This window comes from Streptomyces sp. SJL17-4 (assembly GCF_036826855.1).
Lineage (GTDB): Bacteria > Actinomycetota > Actinomycetes > Streptomycetales > Streptomycetaceae > Streptomyces.
Genome location: NZ_CP104578.1, coordinates 6,233,131 through 6,250,364, shown reverse-complemented (window position 1 = coordinate 6,250,364; position 17,234 = coordinate 6,233,131). Strand labels below are relative to the sequence as shown.

15 protein-coding genes are annotated in these 17,234 nt (G+C 71.5%); 8 read left to right on the top strand and 7 right to left on the bottom strand.

Annotated features, from left to right (window positions below; all coding sequences use genetic code 11):
* The first annotated feature begins 102 nt into the window (after positions 1-102).
* Positions 103-1,299 (top strand): quinolinate synthase NadA, encoded by a 1,197-nt coding sequence (gene nadA / locus N5875_RS28080; protein ID WP_318211302.1) that lies wholly within the window; start codon positions 103-105, stop codon positions 1,297-1,299.
* Positions 1,300-1,373: 74 nt separating this feature from the next.
* Here nadA and N5875_RS28075 read toward each other — a convergent pair whose 3' ends face one another.
* From N5875_RS28075 to N5875_RS28055, 5 genes are all read right to left on the bottom strand, one after another.
* A complete protein-coding gene (locus N5875_RS28075) occupies positions 1,374-4,502 on the bottom strand; it encodes an efflux RND transporter permease subunit (protein ID WP_338496927.1) in 3,129 nt (1,042 codons plus the stop codon).
* A gap of 240 nt (positions 4,503-4,742) precedes the next feature.
* Complete coding sequence (locus tag N5875_RS28070) at positions 4,743-5,432, bottom strand: response regulator transcription factor (protein WP_318211304.1); 690 nt, start codon at positions 5,430-5,432, stop codon at positions 4,743-4,745.
* Positions 5,429-6,688, bottom strand: coding sequence for a sensor histidine kinase (locus N5875_RS28065; RefSeq protein WP_338496924.1), 1,260 nt, complete (start codon positions 6,686-6,688; stop codon positions 5,429-5,431). The genes N5875_RS28070 and N5875_RS28065 overlap by 4 nt, the downstream gene beginning before the upstream one ends.
* Positions 6,689-7,012: 324 nt before the next feature.
* A complete protein-coding gene (locus N5875_RS28060; RefSeq protein ID WP_318211306.1) occupies positions 7,013-7,291 on the bottom strand; it encodes a hypothetical protein in 279 nt (92 codons plus the stop codon).
* Between the two features lie 44 nt (positions 7,292-7,335).
* Complete coding sequence (locus tag N5875_RS28055; RefSeq protein ID WP_318211307.1) at positions 7,336-8,136, bottom strand: PspA/IM30 family protein; 801 nt, start codon at positions 8,134-8,136, stop codon at positions 7,336-7,338.
* A gap of 272 nt (positions 8,137-8,408) precedes the next feature.
* Between N5875_RS28055 and N5875_RS28050 the strand changes: the two genes are divergently transcribed.
* The 3 genes from N5875_RS28050 to N5875_RS28040 all read left to right on the top strand — a co-directional run bounded on the left by N5875_RS28050 (position 8,409) and on the right by N5875_RS28040 (position 10,984).
* Positions 8,409-9,011 (top strand): DUF3043 domain-containing protein, encoded by a 603-nt coding sequence (locus N5875_RS28050; protein ID WP_318211308.1) that lies wholly within the window; start codon positions 8,409-8,411, stop codon positions 9,009-9,011.
* Between the two features lie 65 nt (positions 9,012-9,076).
* Positions 9,077-9,850 carry a methyltransferase domain-containing protein gene (locus tag N5875_RS28045; protein ID WP_338496921.1) on the top strand — a complete coding sequence of 258 codons (774 nt, stop codon included), beginning with the start codon at positions 9,077-9,079 and terminating at the stop codon, positions 9,848-9,850.
* 66 nt (positions 9,851-9,916) lie between these two features.
* On the top strand, positions 9,917-10,984 hold the full coding sequence (locus N5875_RS28040) for a trypsin-like peptidase domain-containing protein (protein ID WP_318211310.1): 1,068 nt from the start codon (positions 9,917-9,919) through the stop codon (positions 10,982-10,984).
* Between the two features lie 344 nt (positions 10,985-11,328).
* Here the strand turns inward: N5875_RS28040 and N5875_RS28035 are convergent, their stop codons facing one another.
* On the bottom strand, positions 11,329-11,535 hold the full coding sequence (locus tag N5875_RS28035) for a hypothetical protein (protein ID WP_030314349.1): 207 nt from the start codon (positions 11,533-11,535) through the stop codon (positions 11,329-11,331).
* Positions 11,536-11,626: 91 nt separating this feature from the next.
* Between N5875_RS28035 and N5875_RS28030 the strand changes: the two genes are divergently transcribed.
* The 4 genes from N5875_RS28030 to N5875_RS28015 all read left to right on the top strand — a co-directional run bounded on the left by N5875_RS28030 (position 11,627) and on the right by N5875_RS28015 (position 16,529).
* Positions 11,627-12,829 carry a bifunctional adenosylcobinamide kinase/adenosylcobinamide-phosphate guanylyltransferase gene (locus N5875_RS28030; RefSeq protein ID WP_338496920.1) on the top strand — a complete coding sequence of 401 codons (1,203 nt, stop codon included), beginning with the start codon at positions 11,627-11,629 and terminating at the stop codon, positions 12,827-12,829.
* A gap of 45 nt (positions 12,830-12,874) precedes the next feature.
* Positions 12,875-13,951 (top strand): nicotinate-nucleotide--dimethylbenzimidazole phosphoribosyltransferase, encoded by a 1,077-nt coding sequence (gene cobT, locus N5875_RS28025; protein ID WP_318211312.1) that lies wholly within the window; start codon positions 12,875-12,877, stop codon positions 13,949-13,951.
* A 107-nt stretch (positions 13,952-14,058) separates the two neighbouring features.
* Positions 14,059-15,822 carry a phosphatidylglycerol lysyltransferase domain-containing protein gene (locus tag N5875_RS28020; RefSeq protein WP_318211313.1) on the top strand — a complete coding sequence of 588 codons (1,764 nt, stop codon included), beginning with the start codon at positions 14,059-14,061 and terminating at the stop codon, positions 15,820-15,822.
* A complete protein-coding gene (locus N5875_RS28015; RefSeq protein ID WP_338496916.1) occupies positions 15,819-16,529 on the top strand; it encodes a hypothetical protein in 711 nt (236 codons plus the stop codon). Before N5875_RS28020 ends, N5875_RS28015 begins: the two co-directional genes overlap by 4 nt.
* Here N5875_RS28015 and N5875_RS28010 read toward each other — a convergent pair.
* Entirely contained in the window at positions 16,469-17,233 is a 765-nt protein-coding gene (locus N5875_RS28010) for a hypothetical protein (protein ID WP_318211315.1), read from the bottom strand. The two genes, N5875_RS28015 and N5875_RS28010, sit on opposite strands and share 61 nt — an antisense overlap.
* Position 17,234: the final 1 nt, after the last annotated feature.

Sequence of the window (17,234 nt, the reverse complement as noted above, 5' to 3'; positions counted from 1 at the left end):
GACCGCGAATTCGTCACATCGACACTATGGACATCGTCAACGTGACGTGAAGCGGTTATGATAGATAGCGTCATTTAGACGAAAAGGTTCCCCGAAGAAAGGGTGCGTGACGTGACCACGGCCCAAGCCCGTCATGATCTCGACGTCCAGCCGTCGCCGCTCGCCCTGCTTCTGCTCGGTCGCGAGGCCGACCCGAAGAGCGAGCGCGGCGTGGAGTGCCCCGGCGATCTGCCGTCGCCCTCCGACCCGGACCTTGTGGAGCGCGCCCGCGCGGCCAAGGAGAAGCTCGGGGACAAGGTCTTCGTGCTCGGCCACCACTACCAGCGCGACGAGGTCATCCAGTTCGCCGACGTCACCGGCGACTCGTTCAAGCTCGCGCGCGACGCGGCGGCCAAGCCCGAGGCCGAGTACATCGTCTTCTGCGGTGTGCACTTCATGGCGGAGTCGGCCGACATCCTGACCGGCGACGAGCAGAAGGTCGTCCTGCCCGACCTCGCGGCCGGCTGCTCGATGGCCGACATGGCCACCGCCGAGCAGGTCGCCGAGTGCTGGGACGTGCTGACCGAGGCCGGTGTCGCCGAGCAGGTCGTGCCCGTCTCGTACATGAACTCCTCGGCCGACATCAAGGCCTTCACCGGCAAGCACGGGGGCACGATCTGCACCTCGTCCAACGCCGAGCGGGCCCTGAACTGGGCCTTCGAGCAGGGCGAGAAGGTGCTGTTCCTGCCGGACCAGCACCTCGGCCGCAACACCGCCGTCCGCGACATGGGCATGTCCCTCGACGACTGCGTCCTGTACAACCCGCACAAGCCGAACGGCGGGCTCACCGTCGAGGAGCTGCGCGCCGCCAAGATGATCCTGTGGCGGGGTCACTGCTCGGTGCACGGCCGCTTCTCGCTGGACTCGGTCAACGACGTCCGCGAGCGCATCCCGGGCGTGAACGTGCTCGTCCACCCCGAGTGCCGGCACGAGGTCGTCGCCGCCGCGGACTACGTGGGCTCGACCGAGTACATCATCAACACCCTGGAGGCGGCCCCGGCCGGTTCCAAGTGGGCCATCGGCACGGAGCTGAACCTGGTCCGCCGGCTGGCGAACCGATTCGCCGACCAGGGCAAGGAGATCGTCTTCCTCGACAAGACGGTCTGCTTCTGCTCGACGATGAACCGCATCGACCTGCCGCACCTGGTGTGGACCCTGGAGTCGCTTGCCGAGGGCAACCTCGTCAACCAGATCCAGGTCGACAAGGAGACGGAGAGCTTCGCGAAGCTCGCGCTTGAGCGGATGCTCGCTCTGCCGTAACGGTTCTCCGTGCAGCTGACGGGAAGGGGCGCCCCGCGTGATCGCGGGGCGCCCCTTCCTTCGTACCGTACGGATCAGACCGCGGCCGGCTCCTTCGCCTGCGGCGGGACCGGCGCGTCACCGGACTCCGCGCCCTTCTTCGCCGCCTTCTTCTTCGCCCGGCGCTCCTTGCGGAGTTCCACCATCGCGTAGAGCGTCGGGACGAGGAGCAGCGTCAGCAGCGTCGAGGTGATCAGACCGCCGATCACCACCACGGCCAGCGGCTGGGCGATGAAGCCGCCCTCACCGGTGATGCCGAGCGCCATCGGCAGCAGGGCGAAGATCGTCGCCAGGGCGGTCATCAGGATCGGGCGGAGCCGGTGCCGGCCGCCCTCGATCACCGCTTCGACGACGCCCAGGCCCTGCGCCCGGTACTGGTTGATCAGGTCGATCAGGACGATCGCGTTGGTGACGACGATGCCGATGAGCATCAGCATGCCGATCATCGCCGGGACGCCCATCGCGGTGTCGGTGACCACGAGGAGACCGATCGCGCCGGTCGCCGCGAACGGGATCGAGACCAGCAGGATCAGCGGCTGGATCAGCGACCGGAAGGTCGCGACCAGCAGCATGAAGACGATCGCGATCGCCGCGAGCATCGCCAGGAACAGGTTGAGGAAGGCCTCGGACTGGTCCTCGGAGACACCGCCGATGCTGGCGGTGGCGCCCTCGGGCAGGTCCAGCGCGTCGATCTTCTGCTGGAGGGTGGTGCTCACGGCGCCGGTGTTGTCGCCGACCGGCTTGGCCGTGATCGTCGCGGCGCGGGCGCCGTCGATCCGGGTCATGGAGACCGGGCCGGGGACGAGCTCGACGGCGGCGATGTCGCCCAGCTTCACCGGGCCGAGGGGCAGAGCCTTGAGCCCGGCCAGGGTGGTGACCGGCTTCGCCGAGGTGATGAGGACGTCCCGCTCGCTGTCGTCGAGGATCGCCTTGGCGGCCGGGGTGCCCCGGACGGCCTGGGCGACGATCATGCCGAGCGAGGCGGAGTCGAAGCCGGCGTCGGCGGCCGAGGGCTTCGCCTTGACCGAGATGCGCGGGACGGACTGCGAGAGGTCGCTCTGGACGTCGGTGACGTCCTTCATCCCGGCGATCGCCGTCCGGACCTGCTCGGAGGCCTTCTCCAGGACCTCGGCGTCGGCGGCCTTGACGACCACGCTCAGGTCCTGGCTGCCGAAGCCGTCGCCCGCGGCGAGCTTGGTGTCGCCGACGCCGTCGAGGGCGGCGAGGCCCTTCTCGATGGCGTCCCGGGTCTTCTCGAACGAGGCGGACTCCTCCAGGCTGACCTGGTAGGTGGCCTGGTTGGTGCCGGTGCCGCCGCCGAAGGCCGCCATGAAGCCGGACGAGCCGACGTTGACCTGGTAGTCCTTGACGCCGTCGGTGTCCGCGAGGAGCTTCTCGATCTTCTTCGCGGCCGCGTCGGAGGCGTCCAGGGCGGTGCCGGGCGCCAGCTCCTGCTGGATGCTGAGCACCTCCTGCTCGCCCTGGTCGAAGAAGTTCGTCTTCAGGAGCGGGGCCATGCCGAAGGTGACGATCAGGACGACGAACGCGATGGCGAGGCTGGTCAGCCGGCGCCGGGTCGCGAACTTCAGGACCGGCACGTACAGGCGCTGGAGACGGCTCCTCTCCTCCTTCTCCTCGGCCAGCCTGCGGGCCTCGGCCAGGTCCTCCGGGGTGCCCTTGGGGGCGCGCAGGAACCAGTACGAGAGGACCGGGACGACGGTCAGGGAGACGAGCAGCGAGGCCAGCAGGGCCGCGGTGACGGTCAGCGAGAACGAGCCGAACAGCTCGCCGATCATGCCGCCGGTCAGACCGATCGGCAGGAAGACGGCGACGGTGGTGAGGGTCGAGGAGGTGACGGCGCCCGCCACCTCGCGGACCGCGGTGAGGATGGCGGTCTGCCGCTCGTCGCCGTAGCCGAGGTGACGCTTGATGTTCTCCAGGACCACGATCGAGTCGTCGACGACCCGGCCGATGGCGATGGTGAGCGCGCCGAGCGTCAGCATGTTGAGCGAGAGGTCGCGGGTCCACAGCACGATGAGCGCGAGGACGACCGAGAGCGGGATGGAGACCGCGGTGACCAGGGTGGAGCGGATCGACGCGAGGAACACCAGGATCACCAGGACGGCCATGACGAGACCGAGGGCGCCCTCGGTGGTCAGGCCGGAGACGGCCTTGGCGACGGCCGGGCCCTGGTCGGAGACCACGGTCAGCTCGGCGCCCGCGCCGAGGTCGGCGCGCAGTTCGGGCAGCTTCTCCTTGACGGCGTCGGAGATCGCGACGGCGCTGCCGTCCTTGTCCATGGTGGCCATGACAGCGAGGCTGGGCTTGCCGTTGGTCCGGGTGAGGGAGACGCGCGGCGACTCCTCCTGGCGGACGGTGGCGACGTCGCCGAGGCGGACCGCCTTGCCCTTGCCGGGGGTGGCCGCCGGGATGCGGAGGTCCTCGATCTGCTTCAGCGAGGTGTAGCCGCCGCCGACCTGGATGGTGCGGCTCTTGCCCGTCTCGGAGAAGGAACCGGCCGGGAGGGTGCCGCCGCCGGAGCGGAGGGCCTCGCCGAGCTTCATGGCCGTGAGACCGGCCGCGGCGAGCTTGCGGTCGTCCGGGGTGACGGAGACCTGGAGGTCCTGGACGCCGGTGACGGAGACCTGGCCGACGCCCTCGATGCCCTCGATGGCGGGCACCACGGTGCGGTCCAGCAGGTCCGCGAGGGCCTGCGGGTCCTGGTCGGAGGCGGCGGCGAGGACGACGGTCGGGATGTCGTCCGTGGAGCCGGCCACGACCTGCGGGTCGACCGTGTCGGGCAGTTCGGCGCGGGCCCGGTTGACGGCCTGCTGGACGTCGGCGACGAGCTGCTTCGTCGATTCGTCGCCGTAGTCGAAGGAGGCCATGACGAGCGCCATGCCCTCGGAGGCCGTGGAGGTGACCGACTTCAGGCCGTCGACGGCCTTGAGGTTGTTCTCCAGGGGCTCGACGACCTGCTTCTCGACCACATCGGGAGAGGCACCCTGGTAGGGGGCGAGGACCGAGACCATGGGCAGCTCGATCGAGGGGAACAGCTGCTGCTTCAGCTGCGGTATCGCAATCGCCCCGAACACCAGGGCGACGATGGAGATCAGCCCGATCAGGGCCCTTTGCGCGAGGCTGAATCTGGACAGCCAGGACATGGGGTCTCTCTTCTGTGGCGTACTCGTCGACAGGCGGGAGCAGCCAAGGCTCCGGCCGGATCCAAGAGATCCACGGGATCCGCGAGATCCGCGAGATCCGCGAGATCCGCGAGATCCACGCGATCCGCCGGAGGTGCCCCCCGCCTATACGATCTGCCATCCAGGGCAGGAAATCCTCGCCCCCCGGGTCCACATCCTTATGCCGCGCATACCGCGTCTGGAGTACGCCGGAGCCCCCGGTCACTCCACCCTTGGACGTACCAGTCCGGATTCGTAGGCGGTGACGACCAGCTGGGCCCGGTCGCGGGCGCCGAGCTTGGCCATGGCCCGATTGACGTGGGTCTTCACGGTGAGCGGGCTGACGTCGAGCCGCTCGGCGATCTCGTCGTTGGAGAGACCTCCGGCGACGAGGACGAGGACTTCGCGCTCCCGGGCGGTGAGCGCGGCGAGCCGCTCGGTACGGCCCCGGTCGCCGTCGCCCACGACGTCCGCGCCGGGACCCTGGGCGAGGAACGTGGCGATCAGGCCCTTGGTGGCGGCCGGGGAGAGCAGCGCCTCACCGGCGTGGGCGATCCGGATCGCACCGAGCAGTTCCTCCGGTTCGGCGCCCTTGCCGAGGAAGCCGGAGGCCCCGGCGCGTAGCGACTGCACGACGTACTCGTCGACCTCGAAGGTGGTCAGCATGACGATCCGGACGTCGGAGAGCTCCGGGTCCGCGGTGATCATGCGGGTGGCCGCGAGGCCGTCCGTGCCCGGCATCCGGATGTCCATCAGGACCACGTCGGCCCGCTCGGAGCGGGCGAGGGCCACGGCCTGGGCGCCGTCGGCTGCCTCGCCGACGACCTCCATGTCCGGTTCGGAGTTCACCAGGACCTTGAAGGCGCTGCGGAGCAGGGCCTGGTCGTCGGCCAGCAGTACCCGGATCGTCATGTGTCCTCCCCCGTACGGAACGTCACCGGCAGTATCGCCTGGACCCGGAAGCCGCCGCCGTACCGGGGGGCCGCGGTCAGGGTGCCGCCGAGCGCGCCGACCCGCTCGCGCATGCCGAGCAGTCCGTGGCCACCGTTGGGTACGGGGTCCGGGTCGGGGTCGCGGTCGGGGTCGGGGACGGACGTGCCGTTGTCGAGGACGGTGATCTCGACCGTACGGCCCACCCGGACGACGCTCACCTCGGCCTTGGCGTCCGGCCCCGCGTGCTTCCGCACATTGGTCAGCGCCTCCTGCACGATCCGGTACGCGGCCAGGTCGACGGTCGCGGGGAGCGGCCGTTCCCCGTCGGTACGGGCCAGGGCGACCGGCAGCCCGGCCTTGCGGAAGCTGTCGAGCAGCCCGTCGAGGACGGCGAGGCCGGGGGCCGGTTCGGTGGGGGCCTCCGGGTCGCCGGACTGGCGCAGCAGGCCGACGGTGGCGCGCAGCTCGTCGAGCGCGGACCGGCTCGCGTCCCGGACGTGCGCGAGGGCCTCCTTGGCCTGGTCGGGGCGCTTGTCCATGACGTGTGCGGCGACGCCGGCCTGGACGTTCACCAGGGCGATGTGGTGGGCGACGACGTCGTGGAGGTCGCGGGCGATCCGCAGCCGCTCCTCCGCGACCCGGCGGCCCGCCTCCTCCTCGCGGGTGCGCTCGGCCCGCTCGGCGCGCTCCCTGATGGCGTCGACGAAGGCCCGGCGGCTGCGGACGGCGTCTCCCGCGGCCGCCGCCATGCCGGTCCAGGCGAAGAGGCCGAGGTTCTCCTGGGCGTACCAGGGGGTGGGGCCGAAGGCCATGGCGGCGGCCGTCAGCGCCGCCATGGTGACGAGGCCGACCCGCCAGGTGGTGGGCCGGTCGGTGCGGGAGGCGACCGTGTAGAGCGCGATGACGGCGCTCATGGAGACGGTGGCGGGCCGGGTGTCGTTGACCAGTTCGAGGAGGCTGACCGCCACCGTGAAGCAGAGCACGTGGAAGGGGTAGCGCCGGCGCAGCACCAGGGCGGCGGCCGCCAGCACCATGAGCAGCACGCTCGTGACACTGGGCACGCGCTCGCCGAAGGTCGGCCCGGTCGGGCTGCCGTGCGGGTCGGTGAAGGACCCGGCAATCATCGAGACGAGCACGCCGAACGCGAGCGTCGCGTCGAAGGCGAGCGGATGCGCGCGGAACCCGTCGCGGAGACGGGCGAAGAGGGTGCCGGTGGCGGGTCCGGTGGGGGTCACGGGGAACAACGGTACGGGGCGGGGCGGTCGGCCGTGTCCGTAGCGGGCGGACGGGCGCGGGCGCAGCAGGGTGGACGGGCGCGTCCGCAGCGGGGTGATCGGCCGTGTCGGCAGTGGGCGGACGGGGCCGTGGCCGCAGCCGGGCGGGACGGCCCTGTCCACAGCCGTCGGACGGCCGCGCGTCCACAGCGGGGCAGGTCGGCCCTGTCCGCAGCGGGCGGGACGGCCGTCGCCGCGGGTGGGGCCGCTTCGGAGTGGTGGGCGTGCGGGGGAAGCACACGGTCCCGCCACCCTTAGGGGTGGCGGGACCGTCGTTCAGGGGCGTCAGCCGGGGATGAGGCCGTCGTCGGAGAGCATCTCCTTGACCTCGTCCAGGCCCGCGTCCGGAGCGGGGAGGATCAGCTCCGAGGGTTCGAGCGCGTCGTCAGGCAGGGGCTCACCGAGCCGCCGGACCTCGTCCAGGAGAGCGTTCAGCGTGCGCCGAAAACCTTCCTCGTCCCCCGACTCCATCTCCTCGAGCAGCTCGTCGTCGAGTTTGTTCAGCTCGACGAAGTGGCTGTCGGCCAGCTTCCACTGGCCCTCCCCCATGATCCGTACGATCATGACGCGTCCTGTCTGTTCGCGGGCTGTCGCCTACGTGCCGTCGCCTACTTCTCGAAGCGCGGGTGGGACTGCTGCTGCGGCGGGGCGTCCTGCGGCGCCGCCGCGCCGCCGCCCTCGATGGCCTGCTGCTGCGCCGACGGGCCGCCGGCCAGCTCCGCCTTCATCCGCTGGAGCTCCAGCTCGACGTCCGTACCTCCGGAGAGCCGGTCGAGCTCGGCCTGGATGTCGTCCTTGGCCAGGCCCGACTGGTCGTCGAGCGCGCCCGAGGCGAGCAGCTCGTCGATCGCGCCCGCGCGCGCCTGGAGCTGGGCGGTCTTGTCCTCGGCCCGCTGGATCGCGAGACCGACGTCGCTCATCTCCTCCGAGATGCCGGAGAAGGACTCCGCGATCCGGGTCTGCGCCTGGGCCGCCGTGTAGGTCGCCTTGATGGTCTCCTTCTTGGTGCGGAAGGCGTCCACCTTGGCCTGGAGACGCTGGGCGGCGAGGGTGAGCTTCTCCTCCTCGCCCTGCAGCGTCTGGTGCTGCACCTCCAGGTCGCTGACCTGCTGCTGGAGCGCGGCGCGGCGGGACAGCGCCTCGCGCGCCAGGTCCTCGCGGCCGAGTGCCAGCGCCTTGCGGCCCTGGTCCTCCAGCTTGGCCGACTGGCCCTGCAGCTGGTTCAGCTGGAGTTCGAGCCGCTTGCGGGAGGTGGCGACGTCGGCGACGCCCCGTCGCACCTTCTGCAGCAGCTCCAGCTGCTTCTGGTAGGAGTAATCGAGCGTCTCGCGCGGATCCTCGGCCCGGTCAAGGGCCTTGTTCGCCTTCGCGCGGAAGATCATCCCCATACGCTTCATGACACCGCTCATGGGCTTCGCGCGCCCCCTTCTGACGGACTTCGGCTCCAGCTTTTCGACAGGATCCACAGTACGGGCCCTGTCTCCATTACCGCACTGTTCGGAGCCGGATGCGCTCCTCCCAAAGGACGACTACGGCCGGCCTCCCCTCCCGCGCAGGGAGTAGATGGATCTAGGGGAAACCTCGCCCGTCCTGCGTACGTACCGCCGTAGACGCACTCTGTTAGCGGATCGTTCCCGCCCGGCATGGGGTTCATGCCCGCCACCCCGTACCCTTGGGTTTTGTGTTCCGTAGCCGTTCGAAGGACGAGAAGGCCCCCACCGACAAGGTGACGGCGGACCTTTCCAAGCAGCCCCGCGACCCCGAGGCCCCCAAGGGCCGCCCGACCCCGAAGCGGAGTGACGCGCAGACCCAGCGCCGTCGCGCCGCGACGGTGCCGACCGACCGCAAGGAGGCCGCCAAGCGCCAGCGCGAGGCACGCCGCTCGGACCTGGCCCGTCAGCGCGAAGCGCTGGCCAGTGGCGACGAGCGTTACCTGCCCGCCCGCGACAAGGGTCCGGTCCGCCGCTTCGTGCGCGACTTCGTCGACTCGCGGTTCGCGATCGCCGAGTTCTTCCTGCCGATGGCCGTGGTGATCCTCGTGCTGTCGCTGTTCGGCAACGCCAACCGGTCGCTGCAGAACATCTCGCTGCTGCTCTGGCTCGGTGTGATCATCCTGATCGTCATCGACTCGGTCGGCATCTGGATCCGGCTCCGCAAGCAGCTCAACGAGCGCTTCCCGAACGAGCCGAAGCGTGGCGCCATCGCCTACGGCCTGATGCGTACGCTCCAGATGCGCCGACTGCGACTGCCGAAGCCGCAGGTCAAGCGCGGAGAGCGGCCCTGAGCGCCGACAGTTCTGAGCCCGTCGAGCGCGCTTTCGGCGCCGCGACGTCGGAGTCGGGCGGTCCTGTGCTGCCCGTCGTGCACTGGCCCGCCGGTTCCGGCGGGCTGCGCGACACCATCCGGCAGGAGATCGTCGCCCGCCAGCTCGACGAGCAGATATCCGGCCGCTATCCCGTGGGGCAGCGACTCCGGATCCTCGACGCCGGCATGGGCCAGGGCACGCAGGCGCTGCGTCTCGCCCGCGCGGGGCACACGGTGACCGGCCTCGAAGCCGATCCCGATCTTCTGAAGGCCGCCCGTGAGTCGCTGGCGACCGAGCCCGCCGGGATCCGTGAGCGGGTCCGGCTGATCGAGGGCGACGGACGCGAGACCGGGGTGCACTTCCTCCCCGGCAGCTTCGACGTCGTCCTCTGCCACGGCGTCCTCATGTACGCGGACGAGCCCGACGCGCTGCTCGCGGGCCTGGCCCGGATGCTCGCCCCCGGCGGACTGCTCTCGCTGGTCGTGCGGAACGCGGAGGCCCTCTCCATGCGGCCGGGGCTCGCCGGGGACTGGTCCGGTGCGCTCACCGGCTTCGACTCGGACGTCTACACCGACGACAACGGCGTGAAGGTGCGGGCCGACCGCCTCGACGCGCTGACGGCGACGCTCGCCGGGATCGCGGCGCCGCTGCACGCCTGGTACGGGGTACGGGTCTTCACCGACAGCATCCCGGCCGAGGCGGGCCTGCCGGCCGCCGAGGAGCTGGAGCGGCTGCTCGCCGCCGAGGACCGGGCGGGGCGGACGGAGCCGTACCGCCGCGTGGCGGCGCTGCTGCATCTGTGCGGGGTACGGGGCTGAGCGAGCGCACCCCTGATCGGGTGCGCTCGCCGGGCCCGCCACAGGGATGAAACGGATACTCCGGACATGGACGTATCCCGTGCCCGTACCCCCCGCCTCCTTCTGCCCCTGACCGCCGTCGCGTGCGCCGTCACGCTCGTCGGCGGCTGCTCCGGCGGCGGAAGCACGCCCGCGCCGGAGCGCTCCACACAGGCGGCGGCGCCGCTCGCCGCCAACGAACTCCAGGACGACTACCGGGCCGTCATCAAGAACGTCCTGCCGTCGGTCGTGCAGATCGACGCGGCCGAGAGCCTCGGCTCCGGGGTCGTCTACGACGACAAGGGCCACATCGTCACCAACGCGCACGTGGTGGGCCAGGAGAAGTCCTTCAGGGTCAGTGCCGCGACGGGTGGGCAGCCGGTCACCGCCCGGCTCGTCTCCTCGTACCCCGAGCAGGATCTCGCCGTGATCAAGCTGGAATCGGTGCCGCAGGGTCTGAAGCCGGCGAAGTTCGGCGACTCCACGGCCGTCGACATGGGGCAGATCGTGCTGGCGATGGGCTCGCCGCTGGGCCTGTCCGGCAGCGTGACCCAGGGCATCGTCTCGGCGACCGGACGCACGGTCAGCGAGGGACGGACCGGCGGCGGCACGGGCGCGACGATCGCGAACATGGTCCAGACCTCGGCCGCGATCAACCCCGGCAACAGCGGGGGCGCGCTGGTGAACCTGGACAGCGAGGTCATCGGCATCCCGACGCTCGCGGCGGTCGACCCGGAGCTGGGCGGCGGTTCGGCCGCCGGCATCGGGTTCGCGATCCCGGCGTCGATGGTGCGGACGATCGCGGACCAGATCGTCAAGGACGGCAAGGTCACGGACTCGGGCCGGGCGGCGCTGAACATCACCGGCCGTACGGTGCTGAACGACGACTACGAGCCGGCGGGCGTGGCGGTGGTCGAGGCGCCGGCGGACGGGGCGGCGGGTGAGGCGGGGCTGAGGCCGGGGGATGTGATCACCCGGCTGGGCGACACGGATGTCACGACGATCACGTCGCTGTCGGAGGCGTTGGCCTCGCGGCGGCCGGGCGACGAGGTGACGGTGACGTATGTCCGGGGGACGGCGACGGAGAAGGTCGAGGTCACGCTGGGCGAGATGTAGGGGGCGGGGCGCCGCCCGCCGCGGCGACCCACGCGCCCCGCTTCGGCGCGGCCACACACCGCGCCCCGCCTCGCGTGGGCGCGCGCCCACGTCGCCGCCGGGTGGGCACACGCCCGCGCCCCGCTTCATGCGAGCCCGCGCCCGCCCCACACCCGCCGCGCGAGCGCACGCCGCGCCCGCGCCGGCCCCCGCCGTGTGGGGCGCCGCCCGCGCCCCCGCCACGCCCCGTGTGGGCGGGGGCGGAGCCCCCGCGGGGCTGTTGCCCGGCACGGCTGCGGCGGGGTGGGCGGGGCGCCCCGGGGACCGTTGCCCACCGCGGGGCGCCCGCCCTGGGTGCCGGGTGCTCAGCCCTCCGCGTTCAGGGGCATCGGGCCGTAGATCTTCGTCCCGTCCTCCGACAGGGTCACCTGGTCCGCGCCCCCTCCCAGCAGGTCCCGCCAGTTTTCGCCGATCCAGCTTTCCGCGTCGCCCTGGGTGGTGAACTCCTCAGGCGTCACCACCGGCTCGACCTCCGTGCCGTCGGACTTCTCGAACCGCCACGTCCATGCCATGTCCGCCTCCTGGCGCTCACCGGATGATCGGTTTCCTGCCCGCAGAGTAGCCGGGCGCGCACGGCTCGCGGTGGCGCGGGAGGATCTGAGGGTGGAACTGACTCTGCTCGGCACCGGCGCCCCGCTCGGACTGCCCCGTCCCGACTGCCCCTGCGCGGTGTGCGCGCTCTCCCGTGGGCCACGGGTCCGCGCCGCGACGGCGCTGCTCGTGGACGGCGCCCTGCTGCTCGATCTGACCCCGGGCGCCGCCCTGGCCGCCGCGCGGTCCGGGCATTCACTGGTGGGCGTGCGGCAGGTGCTGCTGACCCATCCGCACGACGGGCCCGCGGTGGAGGTGCCCGCGGGGCTGCCCACCGCCGGGCGGGTGCCGGACGGACGGGAGTTGACGCTGATCTCCGGGCACCGGGTGCGGGCGGTGCCGATGGACTCCCCCGGTACCGGGTACGAGGTGACCTCGGCCGACGGCGAGACGCTGCTCTATCTGCCGCCGGGCGGGTCCCCTGCGGGGCTTCCGGAGGACCACCGGGTGCCGTACGACATGGTGGTCGCCGATGTGACGGGTCGGCCGGACGCGCTGGCCCGGCTGCGGGCGACCGGGGCCGTCGGGCCCGCGACCGATGTCGTCGCCGTCCATCTGGACCATGACGCGCCGACCGGCGCCGAGCTGGACCGGCGGCTCGCGGCGGCGGGCGCGCGGGCGGTGCCGGACGGGACGACGCTGTACGTCGGCGAGTACCACGAGGTGCCGGACGTGCCCCGGCGGACCCTGGTGACCGGCGGGGCCAGGTCGGGGAAGTCCGTCGAGGCCGAGCGACGTCTCGAGACCTTCCCCGAGGTGCTGTACGTGGCGACGGGCGGCAGTCGGGAGGGCGATCCGGAGTGGGCGGAGCGGGTCAGCCTGCACCGGGAGCGGCGCCCGGGGTCCTGGCGTACCGCCGAGACCTGTGACCTCGTACCGCTGCTCGAAGGGGACGGGCCGGCGCTCCTCGTGGACTGTCTGTCGTTGTGGCTGACCGATGCCATGGACCGGGTGGGTGCCTGGGACGACGAGACGTGGGCGGCCGGCGGGCAGAGCGCGCTGCGCGAGCGGACCGCCGAGCTGGTGGCGGCGGTGCGGGCGACCCGTCGTACGGTCGTCGCCGTCACGAACGAGGTCGGCTCGGGGGTGGTGCCGGCGACGGCGGCGGGGCGCCGCTTCCGTGACGAGCTGGGCCGGCTCAACGCGTCCTTCGGGGACGAGTGCGAGGAGGTCCTCCTCGTGGTCGCCGGTCAGGCGCTCGTGCTGCGCGGGTAGGGTGCGAGCACCGATGGCCCTCGCTGATTCACAAGGCGGAAATCCGTGAACCTGGACGACTTCTCCGATCTGATCGAGCGCCCCGACGGGGGGATCCGGCGGGACGCCGAGGAGCGCCGTGAGCGGCTGACCGTGCCGCCGGGTGCGCTGGGTCGGCTCGACGAGCTCGGTGAGTGGCTGTCGGCCGCGCAGGCCTCGGTCAAGGTGCGGGCGATCGAGCAGCCGAAGGTGGTGCTGTTCGCGGGCGATCACGGGGTGGCCTCGCTCGATGTGTCGGGGCGCCCGGCGGGCACCGCGCACGAGCTGGTGCGCGCGGTCCTGGACGGGGCGAGTCCGATCGCGGTGCTCGCCCGGTCGACGGACGTGCCGGTCCGGGTCGTGGACGCGGGCCTGGACTGCGACCCGGAGCTGCTGCCCGCCGAGGTGGTACGCCACCGGGTGCGGCGCGGCAGCGGCCGGATCGACGTCGAGAACGCGCTGACGGTCGAGGAGACCGAGGCGGCCGTCCGGCTCGGGATCGCGATCGCCGACGAGGAGGCGGACTCGGGCACCGATCTGGTGGTCCTCGGGGATCTGAGTGTCGGCGGGACGACGCCGGCCGCCACGCTGATCGCGGCCCTCTGCGGGACGGACGCCTCCGTGGTGACGGGCCGGGGTGGCGCCGGGATCGACGATCTGGCGTGGATGCGGAAGTGCGCGGCGATCCGGGACGCGCTGCGGCGGGCCCGGCCGGTCCTGGGCGATCAGCTGGAGCTGCTGGCGGCGGTCGGCGGGGCGGATCTGGCGGCGATGACCGGTTTCCTGCTCCAGGCGTCGGTGCGGCGGATGCCGGTGATCCTGGACGGGGTGGTGGGCGCGGCGTGCGCGCTGGTGGCGCAGCGGGCGGCGTTCCGGGCGCCGGACTGGTGGCTCGCGGGTCAGGTGAGCGGGGAGCCGGCGCAGGCGAAGGCCCTGGACAGGATGGCGCTCAACCCTCTGCTCGATCACGGCGTCCATGTGGGTGAGGGAACCGGGGCATTGCTCGCACTCCCCCTCGTCAAGGCCGCGGCGGCGTTCGCCGCGGAGCTGCCCGAACGTCCGGATCCGACCACTCCGGACGACGAGGGCGCTGCGGAGGCCTGAGAGCGGGGAGACGGGAACGATCGACTCCGAGGCGGTCACGCGCGACGCGCGCGTGGCCGTCTCCGGCGTCTCCGTGCGGCAAGGACTGCCCCATATGATCGCTTTTCATGGGAGAAGTCCGCTTGTCTGCCGAAGCAGCACCCCGGGGCACGACCGCCCGTTCACGGCGCAGCGCCGCGTTCGCCGTCTGGTACCTGCGCGTCGTCACGTTCATCAATTTCCTGAGCGCCGTCTGGGTCTCCTTCGGGCAGGACCTGCGCCGCCACAACGAGGACAACTACTTCACCCCGTACATGCTCACGGCGGGCTTCGCCTCGGGGGTCTTCACCCTCTTCCTGGCGATCACCATGCGACGGCGCAAGCGCGCGGCGTGGATCCTCAACCTGGTGCTCGGCGGTCTGTTCCTGCTGCTCTTCGCCCTGGTGATGTTCTTCCCGGAGATCCGGCAGCACGCCCAGAACTGGATCTCGCTGGTCCTGACCGCCGCGTTCGTGCTCGCGCTGCTGCTGGGCCGCAAGGAGTTCTACGCCAAGGGCGACCGCTCCAACCCGTGGCTCGCCGCGGTCGTCGCGGTCGGCGGACTGCTCGTCACCTCGCTGCTCGCTGCCGTCCTGGTCACCGTCACCAACACCTCCACCGCCCACTCCACCTTCCTGGAGCGCTGGCGGTACGGCGTGATGCGGCTGATCACCCTGGCCACCGACGACTCGCGGTTCGCCGGGATCACCACCCCCGGCTGGGTGGACGTCACCATCAACGTCCTGTCCACGCTGCTGCTGTTCGCGGTGCTGTTCGCCGCCTTCCGTTCCCGCCGGGCCACCGACCCGCTGACCGAGGAGGACGAGGAGCGGCTGCGGGCCCTGCTCGACAAGCAGGGGGACCGCGACTCGCTGGGCTATTTCGCGCTGCGCCGCGAGAAGAGCGTCGTGTGGTCGCCGAGCGAGAAGGCCGCCGTCACCTACCGGGTGGTCGGCGGGGTGTCGTTGGCCTCCGGCGACCCGATCGGCGACCCCGAGGCCTGGCCGGGTGCCATCGAACCCTGGCTGGCCGAGGCGCGCGAGCACGGCTGGATCCCGGCGGTGATGGGCGCGAGCGAGGAGGCCGGGGTCATCTACGCCCGGCACGGCCTGGACGCCCTGGAGCTGGGCGACGAGGCCATCGTGGAGACCGACGAGTTCACCCTGGACGGGCGGGCCATGCGGACGGTCCGGCAGGCCTTCAACCGGGTCAAGCGGGCCGGGTACGAGGTCAGGATCCGGCGCCACGAGGACATCCCGGCCGAGGAGATGGCCGAGCTGCTGCGGAAGGCCGACGACTGGCGGGACGGAGCGACCGAGCGCGGCTTCTCGATGGCGCTCGGGCGGCTCGGGGATCCGCGGGACGGACAGTGCGTGATGCTGGAGTGCACGGACGGGGACGGTGAGCTGCGGGCGGTGCTGTCCTTCGTCCCCTGGGGGCCGAAGGGGCTTTCGCTCGATCTGATGCGCCGGGACCGGGAGTCCGAGAACGGCCTGATGGAGTTCATGGTCATCGAACTCCTCCAGCGCGCCAAGGAGATCGGGATCACTCAGGTCTCGCTCAACTTCGCGATGTTCCGGTCCGTCTTCGAACGTGGCTCGAAGCTCGGGGCGGGACCCGTACTGCGCATGTGGCGTTCGCTGCTCAGCTTCTTCTCCCGCTGGTGGCAGATCGAGTCGCTGTACCGCGCCAACGCCAAGTACCGACCGATCTGGGAGCCCCGATTCATGCTCTTCGAGAAGAGTGCGGACCTGCTGCGCATCGGCCTCGCGGCCGGTCGCGCGGAGGGGTTCCTGGAGGCTCCGGGGCTCCCGAAGTGGCTGCACCGCAGGCATCTGGAGAGCGGCCGTTGAACCGCGCCCTCCGGGAGTTCGCCCGTCGCGAGTGGGGCCCGCTGTTCCTCACCGTACGGAGCGCGCTTCTCACGAAGAAGTGGCGGGCGGTCCCCATGACGCTCGCCGCCGTCTGTCTCACCGCCCTCTTCCAGCTGGTGCAGAACCAGGACTGGGGCTATCAGCCGGTCCAGAACATCGGCTCCGTACGGGCCGAGGACCCGTTCTGGCTGGCGCTGCTCCGGACTCCGCTCTCGCTGTTCGTGCCCGCGCTCGACCTGCCCGTGTGGGGCGCCCTCGCACAGGTCCTGCTGGTCTTCGGGATCGCCGAGACCTGTCTCGGGCGGTGGCGGACACTCGCCGTCGCCTATCTGGCCACCCTCTGCGGGACGTTGTACGCGCGCGTGGGCATCGCGCTCGGCCCGGACACCCCGCTCGGGCTGCCCGCCACCGACGCGCAGGTCGTCGACACCGGGCCGTCGGCGGCCGTGGTCGGCCTCGCCGTCTACGTCTGTTGGCGGTACGGGGCCCGGTGGACGGGCACGCTCGTGGTGGTGGCGATGGTCGTCGAGGTGATCATCAAGCCGAACCTGGCGGGCAAGGAGCATCTCGCGGCCATCGCCGGCGTCCTCGTCCTGATGGGGATCCAGGCCTGGCGCGAGCGCGGTCAGGAGGGCGTGGAACCCCGTCCGGGGACCCGCTCCTGGAAGCCGCCGATCAAGTCCTGAGTACGGCGCCGGATCCTGTTCCAGCGCTTGTCGTGGCGGTACGTACGGAGCCGGGAGCGGGCCCGTGCCCGGTGGCGGCGCCCGTAGAACCGGCGGGACCACCAGGAGCCGGGGCGGGCGAGCCGGACGGCGCCGACGATCGCCACGAACGGGATCAGGGTCCCCATCACCGCCATCCGGAACTTCCCCTTCACCAGCGTGATGAGGATGAAGAGGAAGTTCACCACCAGGGTGAGGATGAAGGTGGCCCGGTCCTGGCGTTCGTCGGCGGTCATGTCGTCGACACCGAGCGGCGAGAAACCGCTCAGGGTGAGCCCGACCAGGGCGGCGGTGAGGACGACCACCTCGACGCTCTTGCGGCCCTCGTCGCTCCAGTACACGTCGTCGAGATGGAGGATCAGCGCGAACTCGTCCAGGACGAGCCCCGCGCCGATCCCGAAGACGACGGCGAAGACGGCCCCGCCGATCCCGTGCCGGTCGCTGCCGACCGCACCGAAACCGCCGATGATCGTGAGGACCACGCCCGGCACGACGTGATGGATGTGGAGACCGCCGGAGGAGACGTTTCCGAACGGCCCCTTCCCCGCCCGGATGAGACGGACGATGGTCCGCGTGACCAGGAACGTCACGATGAACGAGGTCAGCGCGAGAAGCATCGGGAGCTTGCCCGGCTCGACGATGTTGCGGGAGAACCAGTGACCCATG

What these genes read in the sequence shown, in the direction of transcription:
- N5875_RS28075 (WP_338496927.1), bottom strand. Translation starts at nt 4,502, where the DNA reads ATGTCCTGGCTGTCCAGATTCAGCCTCGCGCAAAGGGCCCTGATCGGG.
- N5875_RS28070 (WP_318211304.1), bottom strand. Translation starts at nt 5,432, where the DNA reads ATGACGATCCGGGTACTGCTGGCCGACGACCAGGCCCTGCTCCGCAGC.
- N5875_RS28060 (WP_318211306.1), bottom strand. Translation starts at nt 7,291, where the DNA reads ATGATCGTACGGATCATGGGGGAGGGCCAGTGGAAGCTGGCCGACAGC.
- N5875_RS28055 (WP_318211307.1), bottom strand. Translation starts at nt 8,136, where the DNA reads ATGAGCGGTGTCATGAAGCGTATGGGGATGATCTTCCGCGCGAAGGCG.
- N5875_RS28040 (WP_318211310.1), top strand. Translation starts at nt 9,917, where the DNA reads ATGGACGTATCCCGTGCCCGTACCCCCCGCCTCCTTCTGCCCCTGACC.
- N5875_RS28035 (WP_030314349.1), bottom strand. Translation starts at nt 11,535, where the DNA reads ATGGCATGGACGTGGCGGTTCGAGAAGTCCGACGGCACGGAGGTCGAG.
- N5875_RS28020 (WP_318211313.1), top strand. Translation starts at nt 14,059, where the DNA reads ATGGGAGAAGTCCGCTTGTCTGCCGAAGCAGCACCCCGGGGCACGACC.
- N5875_RS28010 (WP_318211315.1), bottom strand. Translation starts at nt 17,233, where the DNA reads ATGGGTCACTGGTTCTCCCGCAACATCGTCGAGCCGGGCAAGCTCCCG.